We start from the raw sequence: 4,571 nt of genomic DNA, 5'->3' as shown, positions 1-4,571 counted from the left end.
TTAATTTGCTACTAAGCGACCAGCGTCGGCAGCTATCCCGGGGGTCCTATTGGGGGGACAACCAGCGGCCTCAGTGGTACCAGTCAAAGTAGCAGCTCAAGCGCAGGGACGACGGGGGCAGTCTCCAGCCCTGCTACAACGGCCTTTATTCAGCTCGTCGATCTCTCCAGTCTTCAGATCACCGCCAATGTCAATGAGGCTGATATTGGGGCTGTGAATACCGGCCAGCAAGTCCACTTTACGGTCAGCGCCTATGGCAATCGTCAATTTAGTGGTACCATTCGCGCCATCTCCCCACTTGGTCAAAGTGTCTCCAATGTCGTAACCTATCCGGTCACCATCAATGTTGATCTCGGCAGTGCGCGCGGCGCGCATTTGCTTCCTGGAATGACTGCCAATCTCACAATTACAACGCTTCAACATGAAGATGTCCTACTCGTCCCCACTGATGCTATCAATTTTGCGCGCAATGCCGCCACTCTTAGCGAGCGCAACGGGTCCCCTGTTATTGATCCGGCTCAGGTCAAAACCGCTCTCGCTCAGGCGCATCAGTTGCTGCAGGACCTGCATAATCTGCCTCCTGGCGAGCAACCGACGCCAGGTTACGTGCTAGAGCGCTCTGGTGAGCGCTGGGTCGTCAAGCCGGTAGTGCTCGGACTGACTGATGGCAATACTTATGAGGTCTTGGCTGGTTTGGAGCTCGGTGAAAGCATTGTGACCGGAGCTCAGGGCGGGCCGTTCACCGCTCTGACTCAGGCGGGCAGCTAAAGCTCTGTTGTGATCTAATAAATGCGGGGACTGCAGCAAGGATGCTGAGCCAGCGCCAAGCTGCAGGATCAGCGGAGCGAGAACTCTTCAACTAGGAGGAAGGCACAAAGACGCTCATCGCCCGCCAGCGGCCCTAGGTGGCAAAGCCGCGACGAACTACGGTATAGAAGGAGCTGATGCTCAAGCCTAGAGAGAAGAGCAGTATGGACGAGAGAGAAGCACGCCTGGTACAGGGAGATCAGCAACGCTCGCCTGTGACTCAGCAGCGCCCACCGATTGTAGTGGTGCGCAACCTCACCAAGACCTACCGTCTCGGAGAAACGACTGTTCCGGCGCTGCGCGGTGTCTCACTGACCGTCAGGGCTGGCGAGTTTGTGGCTATTATGGGGCCTTCCGGCTCAGGCAAAACGACTTTTATGAATGTACTTGGCTGCCTGGATCGCCCAAGCAGTGGTGACTATTGGCTGGTAGGACGCAAAGTCAGCCAGATGACCCCGGACGAGCTGGCTGAGGTGCGCAATCGGCGCATCGGCTTCGTCTTTCAAAGCTTTCATTTGCTCGCCCGTGCCACAGCCCTTCAGAATGTTGCCCTTCCCTTGATGTATGCCGGGCTATCGCGCGCTGAACAGGAGCGGCGGGCACGGCGTGCCCTGGAGCTAGTCGGTCTAGGCAGTCGCTTGCATCATCGACCCTCACAGCTATCTGGGGGGCAGCAGCAGCGCGTCGCCATCGCGCGCGCCCTGGTCAATAATCCGGCCCTCTTGCTGGCCGATGAGCCAACCGGCAATCTTGATAGTCGCACCAGCGTCGAGATTATGGCTATTTTGCAAACGCTCAACGCCCGCGGTCTTACCATTGTTCTGGTGACACATGAGGCTGATATCGCCGCCTATGCACACCGGCGCATTCTCTTCCGTGATGGGCAAATAGTCAGCGATGAACCAGTCACAGCGGTGCGCTCGGCTCACAGCGAGCTGCTCCAACTGCACCAGATCAGCAGCGATGGCTATCGAGCGCTTCCAGCGGAGGGAGAGCAATGAGCGATCCGGTTGAGCAGAAACGTCAGACGCAAACAACTGTCAGCACGGACGCACAGGCTGGGCGCGTCCGCGGGCGCAGCGATTCCCAGAGGACCGCTCAGGCTCTGCCTGTCAAAAGTGGGAAGCAAGTGCGCAAGCGTCGAGAGCGGCGCCGAGGCGGCCTCTTCATCGCCAACCTGACAAGCGCCTTTGAAGCCCTGTGGGCCAATCGCCTGCGCTCACTCCTGACCACCCTGGGGGTCGTCATCGGCGTAGCCGCTGTGATCGCTGCCATGACCCTGACCCAAGGAGCCAGCGTACTGATTCAGGCCCGCCTAAATGTCTTGGGGACTAACACCCTACTGATTATCCCTGGCGCCGCCACTAGCAGCGGGGCGTTCAGCTCGCTGGGCACGCAGCAGAGCCTGACCCAAGGGGATGCCGATGCCTTAGCTTCCATCGCGCATGTCGTCCAGGTTTCGCCGGTTCTCTCGACTGCTGCGCAAGTGGTCTATGGCAGCCAGAACTGGAATACGCGTATCCAGGGCGTCTACCCAGGCTATCAGCAGATCCAGGGCTGGGAAATTGCCCGTGGACGCTGGCTCAACGCTCACGATGAACTGGCAGGCTTACCTGTAGCAGTGCTCGGCCAAGTAGTGGCCAACAGTCTCTTTGCCCCGTCTGGTACCGATCCCGTTGGCCAAATGATCCGCATTGGCTCCCAGATGTTTCGCGTCGTGGGCGTCTTGCAGCCGAAAGGCTCCTTTGGAGCCTTTACACAGGATGATGTCATTTTTGTCCCCTTTTCCTCGGCCTCAATGCGTCTCAAAAACACCGGCTACGTCGATCAGATTCAGGTCTTGGTCGATAAAGCTGAACATGTCGATGAAGTACAAAAGGCCGTCAATTCCACGCTCTTAAAACGCCACCGCATCAGCGCCGGTAATCCTGCTGACTTCCAGATTCGTAATGCCAACCAGTTACTTCAGACGGCGCGCCAGGCAACACAGACCCTGACTCTGCTCCTCGTGGGAATCGCTGGTATCTCTCTGACTGTCGGAGGGATCGGCATCATGAATATCATGCTGGTCTCAGTCACAGAACGAACGCGTGAGATTGGCATTCGGATGGCGGTCGGAGCGAGAAGGAGAGATATTCGCAATCAGTTCCTGATCGAGGCGCTAGCGCTTAGTTCACTAGGGGGTATCCTAGGGATTATCCTCGGCCTGCTCGTGGGATGGCTGATGACGACCAATTTCGGCGTGCCCTTTGTGCCGCAGCTGCTGTCGATCATCCTGGCTTTTGGGGTCTCGGCCCTGGTTGGGGTAACATTTGGCTTTTACCCGGCAGTGCGTGCGGCGCGACTTGACCCGATTATTGCTCTGCGCACTGAGTAGACGAGCATAGGCGCCAGCTTCAGCCAACAGAGCAGGGCTGCTCTCTGGAGGCTAGATCGAGAGCTAGCCTCTGCTCATGTGCCTTGCTGGCCCGAGCCTGCTCCCGCTGTGCTCACAGGCACAGCGGGTAGAGCCGACTGCTCAGCGCTGCCCAACAAAGGTAGCGGAAAGGTAACGGCCCCGCAGGCTGACGACTACGATTGCTTCGGGACCCAGTCCTCCCCTTCGGAGGGGGCTTTCGTCTCGGTCTTGTCAGTCAGACTGGCCAGCCAGGGAGGCAAGGCTGATGTGCCAGGTTCTGTCTGACGCTCGCGGGCCGATCCTTCAGCGGGAAGCCCTGGCTGCCCCGGTTGCGGCGAGAGTTGCTGAGGAGGCAGCTCAGGGAGGCCACCGCTGGACGAAAGCGGCAACCCTTCGGCTGGAACCAGACTGGTCGTAGGAAAGAGGAAGTTCCCATTGAAGGGGCTGGTTCCATGGGGCGGAAAGGCAAGATTGGAGGCGACCGGTAGCTCGCCTGTAGTTGGCATCAGACTGGTCGTAGGAAAGAGGAAGTTACGCTTGAGGCGGCTGGAGGAGCGAGAGCCTCCACCGGCGGCTGAGGGGGGAACAGTAGGGCGTCGCGCCGTATCTTCCAGCGAGCCAGATGATAGACCATTCTGCCTGTGCTGGGCTGAGGAAGAACTGCCTGGTGTCACGGTCAGCCCAGTAGGCACAAGAGGCAGGTCATGGCCAGGCAAGGGTGAAGGCGTAGTCAGCGCCGGCGTCGGAGCCGCAGAAGCTGATGGGCCTGGCGCTGAGCTGGGAACTGCCGGCTGCATTTGGGTTGGCGCGGCAGCAAAAGATTCGCTAGATACGTTCATAGTGCCTAGACGGAGCGGCGGCTGTTGGGGGGAAGTCGCTCCGGTGGCAGAAGACTGCCAGCCATTAGTAAGCATGGTGCTGCTGGGACTGCCCTCGATAGGCAGGGGGAGAGGATTGCCCGCCAGATCGCGATCTCCAGCCAGACTCTCGGGGCTGCGTGTGCGGCGCCAGGGACGCGCTCCAGAGGCCAGGCGTGGACGCGGCAATGGCTCGGGCGCAATATAGTGGCGCAAGAGCAGCACGCCCACTAAAATCAGAGCCAGCAGGAGCAGGACCGCAGCCGTAATCACAGGAAGGAAGCTCAGATTATTGCGCTGAGCGATACGTGTCGTGGCAGTCGTATTATTATCGTTGTTCTGCTGATTAGCGGTTGTATCGTTTGACAGAGCGGGCGCCGTGGTCGGCGAGGCTGTCACCTGACTAGTGGCAGTTGGTTTAGCGGTCGCCGTGGGGGTCACGGTGGCCGCAGCGGTCGCAGTAGCAGTCGGGACGGGGGCCACGGTTGGCGAGGCACTCCGCGTTGGGG

The 4,571-nt window shown here is 59.3% G+C and carries 3 protein-coding genes and 1 pseudogene; 3 read left to right on the top strand and 1 reads right to left on the bottom strand.

Annotated features, from left to right (window positions below; all coding sequences use genetic code 11):
- Positions 1-48 precede the first annotated feature (48 nt).
- The 3 genes from IRZ24_RS17120 (at position 49) to IRZ24_RS17110 (ending at position 3,184) form a co-directional block, all read left to right on the top strand.
- Complete coding sequence (locus IRZ24_RS17120) at positions 49-768, top strand: efflux RND transporter periplasmic adaptor subunit (protein WP_297166841.1); 720 nt, start codon at positions 49-51, stop codon at positions 766-768.
- A 275-nt stretch (positions 769-1,043) separates the two neighbouring features.
- Positions 1,044-1,808 carry an ABC transporter ATP-binding protein gene (locus IRZ24_RS17115; RefSeq protein WP_366914324.1) on the top strand — a complete coding sequence of 255 codons (765 nt, stop codon included), beginning with the start codon at positions 1,044-1,046 and terminating at the stop codon, positions 1,806-1,808.
- Positions 1,805-3,184, top strand: a complete 1,380-nt coding sequence (locus tag IRZ24_RS17110; protein ID WP_297166836.1) for an ABC transporter permease — start codon at positions 1,805-1,807, stop codon at positions 3,182-3,184. Before IRZ24_RS17115 ends, IRZ24_RS17110 begins: the two co-directional genes overlap by 4 nt.
- A gap of 194 nt (positions 3,185-3,378) precedes the next feature.
- On the opposite strand, the pseudogene IRZ24_RS17105 reads toward IRZ24_RS17110, so the two are convergent.
- A pseudogene (locus IRZ24_RS17105) lies at positions 3,379-4,571 on the bottom strand (hypothetical protein); the annotation flags it as partial.

This window comes from Thermogemmatispora sp. (genome assembly GCF_019683755.1).
GTDB lineage: Bacteria > Chloroflexota > Ktedonobacteria > Ktedonobacterales > Ktedonobacteraceae > Thermogemmatispora.
The sequence above is the reverse complement of the archived record's forward strand: the minus strand, read 5'-3'. Positions and strand labels throughout refer to the sequence as shown.

Coding starts and splice junctions, on each gene's coding strand:
- IRZ24_RS17110 (WP_297166836.1), top strand. CDS start 1,805: ATGAGCGATCCGGTTGAGCAGAAACGTCAGACGCAAACAACTGTCAGC.